The following is a 12,321-nucleotide window of genomic DNA, read 5'->3' on the forward strand; positions in this document are numbered from 1 at the left end:
CCGACGACCGCCCGCTGACCGCCCAGCTGCTCTACGTGCACCAGCAGCTCGGCAACACCGACGAGGCCCGCCGCTACGCCGCGCGCGCCATCGACCAGCTGGACGACGCGGGCACCGCCGGCGGCCAGGACGAGTCGGAGCAGCGCTTCACCCTGCGCCGCCTGCACGAGGACCTCGGCCGGCGCTGGCGCTTCGGCGCGGACCTGGTGCTGGGCGACTCCACCTCGTCCGCCTCCAACGCCATCGCGCCGGGCGTGGCCTACCGCAGCTACTTCCAGGCCGAGGTGCAGTACCGCTTCGACCCGCACCTCACCGGTGGCGACGCCAACACCATGGCCGCCTACGCGCGCGTGTTCGCCGGCAGCGGCCGGCAGGGCTCGCTGTGGCCGATCCACGCGCCGATGCTCGGCGTGGGCCTGCACTGGAAGCCGTGGCTGGAGCGCATGGTGGTGTTCACGGTGGAACAGCAGCAGCCGCTGGACAACCACCCCGACACGCGCTCGGACACCATGCTGCGCGCCAGCGCCTCCTGGTACGGCAACCCGCGCCTCAGCGACGACTGGCACGCGATGGGCTCCGGCTGGCTGGCGCAGAACCTCTACCTCGACGCCGCGCACTACCTGCACGCCAAGCAGACCGCGTTCACCGTCGACTACCGGCTGAGCTTCCACCGCAAGCTCAACGGCGCGCAGACCATCGAGCCCTACGTGCGCCTGCAATTCAACGGGCTGGACCGCTCGCACGGCCAGGGCTTCGGCCGCGACCTGCGCGCCGGCCTCGGCGTGCGCTGGAACGTGTGGTACGGCGAGAACCGCTACGACGCCTACCGCCACCGCTTCAGCGTGGGCCTGGAATGGCAGCACGCCTTCACCAGCTATCTCAACGAGAGCCGCGCGATCTACCTCACGATCGGAGGGCAGTGGTGATGAACCGATGGCTGCGCCGCCTGTTTGCGCTGGCACTGCTGGCCGCGCCGCTGCTGGCCTGCGCGGCCACGGCGATCTTCTACCAGCCGCAGCTGGCCGACCGCCGCGTGGCGGAGTCGCACTGGCCGGGCCTGTTCGCGCAGGCGCGCGCGCGGGGCTTCGACACCGTGGTGGTGCAGTGGGTGGAATACGGCCCGGCCTTCGCCGACCAGGCCGGCCGCGCCTGGCTTGAGCGCCGCGTGCGCGAGGTGCGCGCGGCGGGGCTGCGCGTGGTGCTGGGGCTGGGCAGCGACCCGGCCTTCTTCGAGCGCCAGCACGCGCCGGAGGACACGCTGGAGGGCTACCTGCGCCAGCTGGCCGACCGCGACGCGCGCCTGGCCCGCGCCTGGACGGACGAGCTGGGCGAGGACGCCATCGCCGGCTGGTATCTGCCGCTGGAGATCGACGACGTGCGCTGGCGCGACGCCGAGGCGCGCACCTTGCTGGTGGCCCACCTCGAACGGGAGCGGCGGCAGCTGGAAGCCGTGCTGCCGCGGCCGGTGTACGTGACCTCGTTCTTCGCCGGCAACATGGCGCCGGCGCCGTACACGCGGCTGCTGGAGCAGATCGCCGCCACCGGCGTGCGCGTGTGGGTGCAGGACGGCGCGGGCACCGGGCGCCTCAACGCGGGCGAGCGCGGCCTCTACCTCGCCGCCGCGCAGCGCTGCGGCGCGGCGCCGGTGCGCGGCATCGTCTACGAACTGTTCCGCCAGACCGCGCACGACGCCGCCTTCGCCGCCGAGCCGCTGGCGCCGGCCGAGGCGGCGCCGGCGATGGCCCAGCGCGCGCCGTGCGGCGGCGACAGCGCGTTCTTCGAGTTGCGCTACCTGCCAGGGACGGAGGCTTTGCTGGCGCGCTGAACGGCGCCGCCAGGGAGTCTGCGCGGCTGCGCGGGGCGCGCGGCGGCGGCAGGCCCGGCCCATCGCGCCGCAAGGGCAGGGCGATGGGTGTTTTCCTCACCGTCACCCCGGTGGCGGCAGGGGGCCAGAACGGGAGGCGCCGGCCGATCCGCTGGCTCCCCGGCCGCGCCGGGATGACGGTAGGAAAGGCTACGCGCCGCCCCGCCGCGCCGCCATCGGCCATACGGCGGGGCAGGGAAAGGGGGTCGAAAGGTCTTGCTTCTAGCTTGGCAGCCACCTTAATGGGGCGAGCCACGCATGCCTTCTCTCGGTTGGACCATCCTGTGCGACTTCGACGGCACCATCAGCGTCGAGGACGTGATCGATTCACTGCTGGACCGTTTCGGCCGCCCCGGCTGGGAAGCGCTGGAGCAGGACTGGCGCGCCGGCCGCATCGGCTCGCGCGCGTGCATGAGCGGACAGGTGGCCCTGCTCGACATGAACGCCCAGGAGCTGGACCGGCACCTCGATGGCCTGTGGATCGACCACGCCTTTCCCGCCTTCGTGGCCCGCGCCCGCGCGCTCGGCGTGCCGCTGCGCGTGGTGAGCGACGGGCTGGACTACGCCATCGAGCGCATCCTCGGCCGCTACGGCCTGGCCGGCTTGCCGCTGGCCGCCAACCACCTCTCGCCCGGCACGCCGCCGCAGCGCTGGCAGCTCAGCTCGCCCTACCAGGCCGAGGGCTGCCTGAGCGGCACCTGCAAGTGCGCCCGCCTGGCCGAGGCGCGCGCGGGCGGCGCCGCGCGCACGCTGCTGATCGGCGACGGCGCCTCCGACTTCTGCGCCGCCGACCGCGCCGACTTCGTGTTCGCCAAGCACCGCCTGATCGAGCACTGCCGCGCCGCCGGCATCCCCTACGTGCCGATCACCGGCTTCGAGGACGCGCTCGACCTGCTGCCCCGGCTGCTCGACGGCAGCCTGCTCGCCGCCCCCGCCGAGCCGGCCGCCAACACCGCCGCCTGACGCCTTCCTGGCCCGACCCATGCCCGACTCCGGAACCGCTTCGATGAACGCATTCGACAAGAACACCTCGCTGGTGATCGACGACGCCCAGCTGCTCGCCGACGAGGCCAAGTACAGCTCCTTCGGCGACACCGTGCACTACGTGGATCCGCCCAAGATCTTCCGCCGCTGCGAAGGCAGCTACATGTTCGACAGCGCGGACGTGCCGTTCCTGGACCTGCAGATGTGGTACTCGGCGTGCAACTTCGGCTACGCCAACAAGCGCCTCAACGACACGCTGAAGAACCAGATCGACCTCTTGCCGCAGGTGGCCAGCCAGTACCTGCACCAGACCCGCATCGAGCTGGCCAAGACCATCGCGCTGGACGCCAAGGCCAAGTTCGGCCTGGACGGGCGCGTGCACTTCAACGTGGGCGGCGCGCAGGCGATCGAGGATTCGCTCAAGATCGTGCGCAACGCCTGCCACGGCAAGAGCCTGATGTTCGCCTTCGAGGGCGGCTACCACGGCCGCACGCTGGGGGCTTCCTCCATCACCTCCAGCTACCGCTACCGCCGCCGCTTCGGCCACTTCGGCGAGCGCGCGATGTTCATCCCGTTCCCGTACCCGTTCCGCCGCCCCAAGGGCATGACGCCGGAGGAGTACTCCGACCACTGCGTGCGCCAGTTCGAGCGCCTGTTCGAGACCGAGTACAACGGCGTGTGGGACCCCAAGGTCAACCAGGCCGAGTACGCCGCCTTCTACGTCGAGCCGATCCAGGGCACCGGCGGCTACGTGATCCCGCCCCCGAACTTCTTCCGCGACCTCAAGAAGGTGCTGGACAAGTACGGCATCCTGATGGTGTCGGACGAGATCCAGATGGGCTTCTGGCGCACCGGCAAGCTGTGGTCGATCGAGCACTTCGGCGTCACGCCGGACATCGTGGTGTTCGGCAAGGCGCTGACCAACGGCCTGAACCCGCTGTCCGGCCTGTGGGCGCGCGAGGAGCTGATCAACCCCACCGTGTTCCCGCCGGGCTCCACCCACTCCACCTTCAACTCCAACCCGCTCGGCACTTCGCTGGGCCTGGAGGTGATCAAGATGGGCTACGAGCTGGATTACGCCAAGACGGTGCCGGAGAAGGGCGCGCACTTCCTCGAAGGGCTGCGCGACCTGCAGAAGCGCCACAAGGAAATCGGCGACGTCGACGGCCTCGGCCTCGCGCTGCGCGCGGAGATCTGCACCGAGGACGGCTTCACGCCGAACAAGGAGCTGCTCGACAAGATGGTGGACATCGGCCTGGCCGGTGGCCTCACCCACAACGGCAAGCCGATCGGCCTGGTGCTCGACGTGGGCGGCTGGTACAAAAACGTGATCACGCTGGCACCCTCGCTGGAGATCACCCACGAGGAGATCGACCTCGCCATCGCGTTGCTCGACCAGGTACTCACCAAGGCCAAGCGCGGCTGAGCCGCGCCGCCACACGCACAGGACATCGTCATGGCACAGCCAGCGTCACGGGAAGCGATCGGCGGCGAGATCATCGCGATCATCGCCAAGCAGGCCAACCTCGACGCGGGCACGATCACGCCGGCGTCCACCCTGAAGGACCTCGGCGTGACGTCGCTGGACGCGATCGAGGTGATCTTCGACATCGAGGAGCACTTCGACATCAACTTCCCCGACGAGGGGCCGAACTTCGACCAGGACACCGTGCAGCGCCTGATCGACGCGGTGGTTGACGCGATCGCGGCCAAGGCCGCCGGGGCGGAGGGCGGCGCGTGAGCGCAGCGCGCCGCGTCGCGATCACTGGCATGGGCGCGGTGAGCCCCTACGGCGTAGGGGCCGCGGCGCTGTGGCAGGCCCTGCGCGAAGGGCGCAGCGGCATCCGCCCGCTGCGCCACGCCAACGGCGAACAGCTGCGCGTGCGCGTGGCCGCGCAGGTGCCCGAAAGCTTCGACCCGGCGCAGCACATCGACGCGCGCACGCTGCCGCAGATGGACCGCACCACCCAGTTCGCGCTGGCCGCGGCGGGTGAGGCGATCGCGCAGTCCGGGCTCCACTTCGCCGCCGGCGGCCTCGCCCTGCGCGCCGGCGTGGTGATCGGTACTGGCGTGGGCGGCGAGACCTCGCAGGACGAGCAGAGCCGGCGCCTGTACGGCGAGGGCGCCACGCGGCTGCACCCGCTCACCATCGTGCGCACCATGGCCAATGCGCCGGCCAGCCAGGTCAGCATCGCGCACGGCCTGCGCGGCCCCTCGTTCGGCGTGGTCAGCGCCTGCGCCTCCGCCAACCACGCGCTGGCGCAGGCCATGATGCTGGTCCGCGCCGGCCTCGCCGACGTGGTGGTGGCCGGCGGCGCGGAGGCCTGCCTGAGCTACGGCGTGCTGCGCGCCTGGGAGGCGATGCGCGTGCTGGCGGACGACACCTGCCGCCCGTTCAGCGCCGATCGCCGCGGCCTGGTGCTGGGCGAGGGCGCCGGCGTGTTCGTGCTGGAGTCGATGGAGCACGCGCGCTCGCGCGGCGCCGTCATCCTCGGCGAGCTGGCCGGCGCCGGCATGAGCGCGGACGCCGGCGACATCGTGGCGCCCAGCGCGGACGGCGCCGCGGCGGCGATGGCGCAGGCGCTGGCCGACGCGGGGCTCTCGCCGCAGGACATCGACTACGTCAACGCCCACGGCACCGGCACGCCGGCCAACGACCCCACCGAGACGCGCGCCATCCACCAGGTGTTCGGCGCGCAGGCCGGGCGGCTGGCGGTGTCCTCGACCAAGTCGATGCACGGCCATGCACTCGGCGCCTCCGGCGCGCTGGAGCTGGTCGCGGTGCTGGGCGCGCTGGGCGAGGGCGTGGTGCCGCCGACCGCCAACCTCGACCGGCCCGACCCGGCCTGTGACCTCGACTACGTGCCCAACGCGGCGCGCGAGCTGCCGGTGCGCGCGGTGCTCAGCAACTCGTTCGCCTTCGGCGGCCTGAATGCAGTGCTGGCGGTGCGGCGGGCCTGACGCGCCGTGCGGGCATCGCGCCGGGCCGGCTCTTGCGGGAGCTTGCCGGCGCACCGGCAGGGATGGCCGCGGCGTGCGGGCAAGCCGCGCTTCGCTTGATACCGTAAGGAGACGATGGCCGATGCGCCGTAGCATGAAAGGCGCCGCCGCGTGGCCGGCGCGCTCCAACCCGATTCCCACACCGCTCTTTTGCCGCAGAGGCTGATGGCGGCGCCGTTCGCGCGCGGAAGCGGGCGGCGGCACGCCGCGTTATTTTCCGATGGCTTATCTCACGCAACTGGAACCCGATGCGCTGATCGCGCACTTCCTGGCCCACCCGCCGCAGGGCTTCAGCGCCGGGCGGCTGCCTTCCGGGCTGCCCGCGTTCCGCGCCCCGTTCGACCTGCTGACCACCGCCGACGACACGCTGCGCCGCCGCGTGGCGTCGCTGCCGCTGTACCGGCACTGGGGGCGCGCGCTGCGCTGGTCCACCCGCTTCGTCGGCAGCACCGTCACCGAATACGCGCCGCTGCCGGATGCCGCGCCGGATGCGCTGGCGGACGAAGTGCTGCGCACCTGCGGGCGCGACGCGCCGCTGCTGATCGTCAAGGACCTCCCGCAGGCCTCGCCGCTGCTCGACGCGGCGGCCAACGCACACGCCGAGGCGTTCGCCGCGGCGCTGGCCGCGCGCGGCTTCGTGCTGCTGGAAGGCATGGCACTGGCCTGGGTGCCGATCGACTTCGCCGGCGAGGACGACTACCTCGCGCGCCTCTCCGCCTCCCGCCGCAAGGACATCCGCCGCAAGCTGCGCGCGCGCGAGGGGCTGGACATCGCCTGCCTGCCCACCGGCTCGCCGTGCTTCGACGATGAGGGCGTGCTGGCGCAGCACTACGCGCTCTACCGCCAGGTGTACGCGCAGAGCGAGGTGCACTTCGACCTGCTGGGCGAGGATTTCTTCCGCGCCGTACTGCGCGACGGCGCCAGCGGCGGCCTGGTGTTCACCTATCGCCACGTCGGCGAACTGATCGGCTGGAACCTGTGCTACGAATACGCAGGCATGCTGGTGGACAAGTACGTCGGCTTCGCCTACCCGCAGGCGCGCGAGCACAATCTCTACTTCGTGAGCTGGATGCACAATCTCGAACACGCACGGCGGCGTGGCCTTGGCCACTACGTGGCGGGCTGGACCGACACCCGGATCAAGCAGTACCTGGGCGCCCGGCTCAGCATGACGCGCCACGCCGTATACCTGCGCCAGCCCTGGCTGCGCGCGCTGCTGCGCCGCCTGGCCCACCGTTTCGAGGGCGAGGCGGCGAGCCCGGCGAGGGAGGACGCATGAAGCGACCGGTGCTGCTCGACCTCGACCATTCCGTCGGCCCGCTGCCGGGGCGGCTGGTGATCCCGCTGGAACACTGGCAGGAGCGCGTGCGCTTCGGCTGCACCCTGGGCACGCTGCGCCGTTTCCGCCGCGCGCTGGACGACACGCTGCCCGCGCGCCACGGCACCGTGATGCTGGGCAGCGGCGACTTCCACCACCTGAGCTGGCCGCTGATCGAGCGCATGCGCATGCGCACGCGCTCGCCGTTCCAGGTGGTGGTGTTCGACAACCACCCGGACAACATGCGCTACCCCTTCGGCGTGCACTGCGGCTCCTGGGTGCGCCGCGTGGCGGCGCTGCCGCAGGTGGCGCACGTGCACGTGGTCGGCATCGGCTCCGGCGACGTCGGCCTCGCGCATGCGTGGGAGAACTACCTCGGCCCGCTGCGCCGCGGCCGCCTGAGCTACTGGTCTCTGGGCGTGGACACGCGCTGGGCGAAGCGGCTCGGCCTGGGCGGGGCGGTGCGCAGCTTCGGGGAGGTGGAGGCGCTGGTGGGCGAGTTCGGCGCGCAGCAGCGCCAGCGGCCGATGCCGGTGTACCTCTCCATCGACAAGGACGTGTTCGCCGAGGACGTGGCCCGCACCAACTGGGACCAGGGCCGCCTGCGGCTGGCCGACGCGCTGGCGCTGATCGACGCCCTGGGCGGCGAGGTGATCGGCAGCGACATCACCGGCGAGGTTTCCTACTACCGCTACCGCAACCCGCTCAAGCGCTGGCTCTCCGCCATCGACGACCAGCCCGCGGTGGACGAGCACGAGCTGCCGCAATGGCAGGCGCAGCAGCATGCCTTGAACCTGGCGTTGCTGGGGGCGATAGAGAAGCGGGAGGCGTAGCGGCGCCGCATGGGATGCCTCCGGCGCGGCGGCTCGCGGCCGCGCATGGGTCGGGGCCGCGGATCGGCCTGTGCTACATGGTGTAGCCGGGCTTCTTGCAGAGCTGCTGCGGCTTGCCGGGGATGTCGGCCGGTAGACCTTCGCGGCCCAGTCGCCGGGCGCGACTTCCTCGAAGGCCACCGACACCGCCTCCTCGCTGTAGTCAGGGCCTCCATCACTTCGCGGGTGATGGCCCCGGCGAGGCGCGCCTTCTGTGCGGGCGTCTTGCCGGGCCAGAGCTTGACGACGACGTGGGCATGCCGTGCTCCTCATTCGCGCCGCGTGTTCATCCGGCCGCCGGGCCGGCGCCGTATTGCTCGTCGGTGACGTGCTCCATCCATTCGACCACCTTGCCGTCCAGCGCCTCCTGGATGGCGATGTGGGTCATCGACGTGGTCGGCGTGGCGCCGTGCCAGTGGCGGTGGCCGGGCGGGCACCAGATCGCGTCGCCCGCGCGGATCTCCACCACCGGCTCGCCCTCGCACTGCGTCCAGCCGCGGCCGGACGTGACCAGCAGGATCTGCCCCAGCGGATGCGTGTGCCAGGCCGTGCGCGCGCCGGGCTCGAAGGTCACGCTGGCGCAGGCGACCCGCGCCGGTTCCGGCGCGCTGAACAGCGGGTCGATGCGCACGTGGCCGGTGAACCATTCGGCCGGGCCCTTGATGGCGGGCTGCGAGCCGTTGCGCTTGATCTGCATGGGGAGACTCCTGGTGATTGTGCCGCCCAGTCTGGGCCACGCGCGGCGGCTTGATTAGCCGGCGAAGTCCGCATGCACCTATGATTCCGGCTCATGAATCGCGCGGGTGCATCCCATGGGCCGGCACCACTACAACGACCTCCTCGCCTTCCTGGCGGTGGCCCGCGCGGGCAGCTTCACCCGTGCCGCGGCGCGGCTGGGCGTGTCGCAGTCCGCGCTCAGCCACACCCTGCGCGGCCTGGAGGCGCGGCTCGGCCTGCGGCTGCTCGCGCACTCGCCGGCTTCGGCCTGGCCTGCCTGCCGGAGGACATGGTGGCGAAGGACCTGCGCGCCGGCCGCCTGGTGCGTGTATTGGAGGACTGGTGCCCGCCGTTCCCCGGCTACCACCTCTACTACCCGGACAAGCGCCGGCACGCGCCGGCGTTCGCGGTCGTCCTCGACGCATTGCGCGACCGCGGCTGACGTCGTTTACGCCAGCATCCGCTCCAGCACTGCGCAGATCGCCTCGAACGCTTCCTCGTCGAGCCAGGCGCTGTTGCCGAGGGTGAGCGTGCGCGCCGCCAGGTCGCGGGCGTGGGGCACGTCCGCGCGCGGCACGCGGTCGGCGAGGTAGGGGTAGTCGGGGAGGGCGTGGACGAACAGACGGCTCACGCCGAGGCCTGCCTGCCACAGCTCGCGCAGGGCGGCGTCGCGGCGGGCCTCGTCGGGCAGGCGCAGCCACAGCACGGGCCAGGTGCCTTCGGCCTCGGGCGGGTCGCCGAACACGTGCACGCCGTCGATGCGGCGCAGCCGCTCGGCGCGTTCGCGGGCCTGCGTGCGGGTAGTGTCGAGGAAGGCGGGCAGGCGCATCGCGGCGCGGGCGCCCACCGCCTGGCGCCAGCGGCCCACGCGGTGCAGCGGGATGGTGTCGGGGAAGATGTCGCCCACCGCGGCGGCGGGGTCGCCGCGGCGCAGGGCGCGGCGCAGCGGCGCACCGTAGGCCGGGCGCAGGCCGAGCGGGCGGTAGAGCGCGGCCAGGCCGAGCAGTTCGAGGCTGCGGCGCAGCTCCCAGCCCGGGCGGCGCGGCACGCTGGCCGCGCTGGTTTGCCGCAGCGCTTCGCGCAGCGCGCGGTCGCGCGTCACCAGCAGGCCGCCTTCGTAGATCGAGAGCCCCTTGCCGGCGGCCAGGCTGAAGAAGCCGAGGTGGCCGCGCAGGCCCACGCTGCGGCCGCGGTCGCGCGCGCCCAGCGCCTGCGCGGCGTCCTCGATCACCCAGGCGCCGTGGCGCGTGGCGGCCTCCATGGCGCTGTCCACGTCGGCGACGCGGCCGGCGAGGTGGGTGGGCAGCACCGCCAGCGTGTCCTCGCGGCAGGCGTCGGCCAGCGCCTGCGGGTCCATGTCGTAGTGGCCGGGGCGCAGGTCGCACAGGCGCAGTTCCAGCCCGAGCCGGTGCACGGCGATGGCGACCAGCGGGCAGGTGTAGGCGGGCACGACCACCACGCGGCGCTGCGGCGCCAGCCGCTGCAGGGTGTGCAGGGCCAGCAGCAGGGAGGCGGTGCCGGAGCATTCGAGCTGCAGCGGCGGCAGGTGCAGGGTGGTCGCCACCCGCCGGGCCAGGTTGGCGGGGCCGGGGAGGAAATCCCCGGGCTCGAACGGCAGGCCGGCGGTGGGTGGCAGCTCGCGGCGCGGCATGGCTAGCCCGCCGCGGCGGGCTCGCGCGCTGCGGCCGCGCCCTCGCGCGATTCGGCCACGCCCAGGCAGGCGATGCCGGCCAGGATCAGCAGCGCGCCGGCCACGCGCGCGAGGGTGAGCGGCTCGTGGAACAGCCACGCGGAGAGCAGCATCACGCTCACCACTTCCAGGTGCGAGGCGGCGAAGGCGGGGCCGATCGGCGCGTGTTCGAGCAGGCTCATCCAGGTGAAGAAGGCGCCGATGTAGCCGATCAGCGCACCGTAGATCCACGGATGGCCGAACACGCGCAGCAGCCACGCGAGGTTCGCCTCCACCGGCAGCGCGTGGCTGCCGGCCATCTTGAAGCTGAGCTGCGCCAGCGTGTCGAACGCCATCAGCAGCGGAAAGCCGATCAGGTACAGCCGCCTCATGCGCCGGCCCCCACCACCGCCACGCCCACGCTCACCAGCAGCATGCCGATCACGCGCAGGCGGGTCAGCTTCTCGCCGAACAGCAGCCGCCCGGCCAGCATCAGCGCCACGATGTTGATCGAGCCGAGCAGCACGCCTTCGGACAGGGGTACCAGCGAGAGGAAGGCGATCCAGGCCAGGAACTCCGCCACGTAGCAGCCGATGCCGATCCACAGCCACGGCCGGCGCGCCATGTGCCGCCAGCGCGCCAGCCCTTCGCCGGCCTGCGGGTGGCCGGCGGCGGCCTTGAAGGCGAGCTGGCCGCCGGTGTCGATCACCACGTTGAACAGCCACAGGGCGAGCGCGAGCGGCGGCATTTCAGGCCGCCACGGCGGAAGCGGCCGCCGCCGGGCGCGCGGGCGCGCCGGCGACGGCGTCGAAGAATTGCGCGGAGCGCTCGGCCAGCAGGCGGCGCTGCTTGTCGATGGTGATCATGTGGTAGCTGTCCTCCAGCCGCAGCAGCTCGCTCGGGCCGCTCACGCCGCGCAGCACCAGCTCGGCGTTGCGCAGGCTGGCCACGTCGTCCTCGCTGGCGTGGGCGACCAGGCAGGGCGCGGTCACCTGCGGCAGCTGCCGGCGCACCTGGGCCGAGAGCAGGTAGAGATCGGCCAGCGAGTGCCACGGGTTGCCGGGCAGGCCGGCCACGCTGCTGTCCTCGCCCTGCATGGCGGCGCTGATCTGGGCGCGCAGGCGCTCGTCGCGCAGGCCGTAGGGCGGGGCTTCCATGAACATGCGGCCACGGCCGATGCCGAGCCGCTTGAACCACGGCAGCAGGAACGACAGCCTGGCCGTCCACGGGATGCTCCAGCCGTCGTAGCGGAAGGTGGCGCCATACACGCCCACGCCGGCGACCTGCCGCGGGCGGTCGGCGGCGAGCTTGAGCGCCAGCAGCGCGCCCATCGAGAGGCCGCCCACGAACAGGTGGTCGACGCGCTCGCGCAGGCGGTCGGCGGCGTCTTCCACGCTGGCGTACCAGTCGCGCCAGCCGGTGGCGAGCAGGTCGTCCACGTCGCCGCAATGGCCGGCCAGCTGCACGCCGAGCACGGTGTAGCCGGCGCGGTTGAGGCCGCGGCCGAGCAGGCGCATCTCCGCCGGCGTGCCGGTGAGGCCGTGGATCAGCAGCACGCCGCGGCGGTCGCCTTCGAGCAGGAATTCACTGGGGCGTATCACGTCGGGCTCCCGGTTAGGCCGCGAAAGGGTGGCAGCAAGGTATTTCGTCAGTCTTTCTTGCCGGCGGCGGCGCCGAAGCGCACCAGCACGCGCTGGCCCACGCGCAGCGTCTGCGGCCGGTCGAAGCCGAGCACGCAGTCGACCGTGCGCACGCCGTCGCGCGCGGCCACGTCCTCGTCCAGCGCGGAAGGCCCCACCACCTCGCCGATGCGCAGCACGTGCGCGGCGCGCGGGGTGGCGTCGGCGCCGCCGTCGAGGCTCACCTCGGCGGGCATGCCCACCTTCACCGCGTCGGC

The 12,321-nt window shown here is 72.6% G+C and carries 14 protein-coding genes and 2 pseudogenes; 10 read left to right on the plus strand and 6 right to left on the minus strand.

Annotated features, from left to right (window positions below):
• The 8 genes from ACH65_RS17550 to ACH65_RS17585 all read left to right on the plus strand — a co-directional run.
• Positions 1 to 926, plus strand: a 926-nt coding sequence (locus tag ACH65_RS17550) for an NfrA family protein (protein ID WP_049623931.1), incomplete at its 5' end; no start/stop codon positions are given.
• Positions 926 to 1,825 (plus strand): DUF4434 domain-containing protein, encoded by a 900-nt coding sequence (locus tag ACH65_RS17555; protein WP_064504905.1) that lies wholly within the window; start codon positions 926 to 928, stop codon positions 1,823 to 1,825. The genes ACH65_RS17550 and ACH65_RS17555, both read left to right, overlap by 1 nt.
• A gap of 297 nt (positions 1,826 to 2,122) precedes the next feature.
• Entirely contained in the window at positions 2,123 to 2,827 is a 705-nt protein-coding gene (locus ACH65_RS17560; RefSeq protein WP_049623933.1) for an MtnX-like HAD-IB family phosphatase, read from the plus strand.
• Between the two features lie 43 nt (positions 2,828 to 2,870).
• The gene (locus tag ACH65_RS17565) at positions 2,871 to 4,274 is read left to right on the plus strand and encodes an aspartate aminotransferase family protein (protein WP_049623934.1); all 1,404 of its coding nucleotides are present in this window, start codon (positions 2,871 to 2,873) and stop codon (positions 4,272 to 4,274) included.
• A gap of 30 nt (positions 4,275 to 4,304) precedes the next feature.
• Positions 4,305 to 4,589 carry a phosphopantetheine-binding protein gene (locus ACH65_RS17570; protein WP_049623935.1) on the plus strand — a complete coding sequence of 95 codons (285 nt, stop codon included), beginning with the start codon at positions 4,305 to 4,307 and terminating at the stop codon, positions 4,587 to 4,589.
• Positions 4,586 to 5,809, plus strand: coding sequence for a beta-ketoacyl-[acyl-carrier-protein] synthase family protein (locus tag ACH65_RS17575; RefSeq protein ID WP_272913784.1), 1,224 nt, complete (start codon positions 4,586 to 4,588; stop codon positions 5,807 to 5,809). Before ACH65_RS17570 ends, ACH65_RS17575 begins: the two co-directional genes overlap by 4 nt.
• 259 nt (positions 5,810 to 6,068) lie before the next feature.
• The gene (locus tag ACH65_RS17580; RefSeq protein ID WP_049623937.1) at positions 6,069 to 7,127 is read left to right on the plus strand and encodes a peptidogalycan biosysnthesis protein; all 1,059 of its coding nucleotides are present in this window, start codon (positions 6,069 to 6,071) and stop codon (positions 7,125 to 7,127) included.
• Positions 7,124 to 7,999 carry an arginase family protein gene (locus ACH65_RS17585; protein WP_049623938.1) on the plus strand — a complete coding sequence of 292 codons (876 nt, stop codon included), beginning with the start codon at positions 7,124 to 7,126 and terminating at the stop codon, positions 7,997 to 7,999. The genes ACH65_RS17580 and ACH65_RS17585 overlap by 4 nt, the downstream gene beginning before the upstream one ends.
• Positions 8,000 to 8,324: 325 nt before the next feature.
• On the opposite strand, the gene ACH65_RS17590 is transcribed toward ACH65_RS17585, so the two are convergent.
• Positions 8,325 to 8,735 carry a (R)-mandelonitrile lyase gene (locus ACH65_RS17590; protein ID WP_049623939.1) on the minus strand — a complete coding sequence of 137 codons (411 nt, stop codon included), beginning with the start codon at positions 8,733 to 8,735 and terminating at the stop codon, positions 8,325 to 8,327.
• 115 nt (positions 8,736 to 8,850) lie between these two features.
• On the opposite strand from ACH65_RS17590, the pseudogene ACH65_RS20625 reads away from it, so the two are divergent.
• Both ACH65_RS20625 and ACH65_RS20630 read left to right on the plus strand, forming a co-directional pair.
• A pseudogene (locus tag ACH65_RS20625) lies at positions 8,851 to 9,030 on the plus strand (helix-turn-helix domain-containing protein); the annotation flags it as partial.
• Between the two features lie 14 nt (positions 9,031 to 9,044).
• Positions 9,045 to 9,197 carry a LysR substrate-binding domain-containing protein gene (locus ACH65_RS20630; protein WP_202594241.1) on the plus strand — a complete coding sequence of 51 codons (153 nt, stop codon included), beginning with the start codon at positions 9,045 to 9,047 and terminating at the stop codon, positions 9,195 to 9,197.
• A gap of 6 nt (positions 9,198 to 9,203) precedes the next feature.
• On the opposite strand, the gene ACH65_RS17600 is transcribed toward ACH65_RS20630, so the two are convergent.
• The 5 genes and pseudogenes from ACH65_RS17600 to ACH65_RS20360 form a co-directional block, all read right to left on the minus strand.
• Entirely contained in the window at positions 9,204 to 10,406 is a 1,203-nt protein-coding gene (locus ACH65_RS17600; RefSeq protein ID WP_049623940.1) for a DegT/DnrJ/EryC1/StrS family aminotransferase, read from the minus strand.
• A gap of 2 nt (positions 10,407 to 10,408) precedes the next feature.
• Positions 10,409 to 10,816 (minus strand): DMT family transporter, encoded by a 408-nt coding sequence (locus tag ACH65_RS17605; RefSeq protein ID WP_049623941.1) that lies wholly within the window; start codon positions 10,814 to 10,816, stop codon positions 10,409 to 10,411.
• Positions 10,813 to 11,172: an EamA family transporter gene (locus ACH65_RS17610; RefSeq protein ID WP_049623942.1), complete on the minus strand. Its 360-nt coding sequence runs from the start codon at positions 11,170 to 11,172 to the stop codon at positions 10,813 to 10,815. Before ACH65_RS17610 ends, ACH65_RS17605 begins: the two co-directional genes overlap by 4 nt.
• Position 11,173: 1 nt before the next feature.
• Positions 11,174 to 12,025: an alpha/beta hydrolase gene (locus ACH65_RS17615; RefSeq protein ID WP_049623943.1), complete on the minus strand. Its 852-nt coding sequence runs from the start codon at positions 12,023 to 12,025 to the stop codon at positions 11,174 to 11,176.
• Positions 12,026 to 12,072: 47 nt separating this feature from the next.
• A pseudogene (locus ACH65_RS20360) lies at positions 12,073 to 12,321 on the minus strand (secretion protein HlyD); the annotation flags it as partial.

The organism is Frateuria defendens (genome assembly GCF_001182895.1).
GTDB lineage: Bacteria > Pseudomonadota > Gammaproteobacteria > Xanthomonadales > Rhodanobacteraceae > Frateuria_B > Frateuria_B defendens.

Excerpts from the sequence above, each read along its gene's own strand:
- ACH65_RS17555 (WP_064504905.1), top strand. The coding sequence starts at position 926 with ATGAACCGATGGCTGCGCCGCCTGTTTGCGCTGGCACTGCTGGCCGCG.
- ACH65_RS17560 (WP_049623933.1), top strand. The coding sequence starts at position 2,123 with ATGCCTTCTCTCGGTTGGACCATCCTGTGCGACTTCGACGGCACCATC.
- ACH65_RS17565 (WP_049623934.1), top strand. The coding sequence starts at position 2,871 with ATGAACGCATTCGACAAGAACACCTCGCTGGTGATCGACGACGCCCAG.
- ACH65_RS17570 (WP_049623935.1), top strand. The coding sequence starts at position 4,305 with ATGGCACAGCCAGCGTCACGGGAAGCGATCGGCGGCGAGATCATCGCG.
- ACH65_RS17580 (WP_049623937.1), top strand. The coding sequence starts at position 6,069 with ATGGCTTATCTCACGCAACTGGAACCCGATGCGCTGATCGCGCACTTC.
- ACH65_RS17585 (WP_049623938.1), top strand. The coding sequence starts at position 7,124 with ATGAAGCGACCGGTGCTGCTCGACCTCGACCATTCCGTCGGCCCGCTG.
- ACH65_RS17590 (WP_049623939.1), bottom strand. The coding sequence starts at position 8,735 with ATGCAGATCAAGCGCAACGGCTCGCAGCCCGCCATCAAGGGCCCGGCC.
- ACH65_RS20630 (WP_202594241.1), top strand. The coding sequence starts at position 9,045 with ATGGTGGCGAAGGACCTGCGCGCCGGCCGCCTGGTGCGTGTATTGGAG.
- ACH65_RS17600 (WP_049623940.1), bottom strand. The coding sequence starts at position 10,406 with ATGCCGCGCCGCGAGCTGCCACCCACCGCCGGCCTGCCGTTCGAGCCC.
- ACH65_RS17605 (WP_049623941.1), bottom strand. The coding sequence starts at position 10,816 with ATGAGGCGGCTGTACCTGATCGGCTTTCCGCTGCTGATGGCGTTCGAC.
- ACH65_RS17610 (WP_049623942.1), bottom strand. The coding sequence starts at position 11,172 with ATGCCGCCGCTCGCGCTCGCCCTGTGGCTGTTCAACGTGGTGATCGAC.